The sequence below is a fragment of the Streptococcus suis genome (assembly GCF_002964045.1).
Classification (GTDB): Bacteria; Bacillota; Bacilli; order Lactobacillales; family Streptococcaceae; genus Streptococcus; species Streptococcus suis_U.
In genome coordinates this window covers 1-336 of sequence record NZ_POPB01000299.1, presented here as the reverse complement: position 1 = coordinate 336, position 336 = coordinate 1, and the positions used below count along the sequence as shown (strand labels likewise).

The window sequence follows — 336 nt, the reverse complement described above, 5'->3', positions numbered from 1 at the left end:
TACCTGCAAATAGCCAAGTATACTTAAATTTGCCAAATTTAACATTCTCAAATGAGAATCAAAAAAAGGTTGTCATTACTGTCAATAATCAGTCAAGTGAGTTTACACTAGATAATGCTTTCTCTTTCTTCAATGTGGGGAGCTTTACTACAGATGTACAAGTTCAAGTCGATGTATATTTTCCTGAAAATAATCAAGTTTCTTTTGATAAACCACAATTTTATCGATTGGACTTATTAGCTTTCCAACAGGCTATTTCCATTCTCCAAGAAAAACAAGTAGTAACAAAAACTGATGGTAATAAAGTAACCGTTGATTTTGTAACCGATAAAGAAT

General features: G+C 31.2%; 1 protein-coding gene. It reads left to right on the top strand.

The window, feature by feature from the left end; translation table 11 throughout:
* On the top strand, nucleotides 1–336 hold a 336-nt coding region (locus C1E99_RS04300; protein WP_153060160.1), incomplete at both ends, for a YfhO family protein.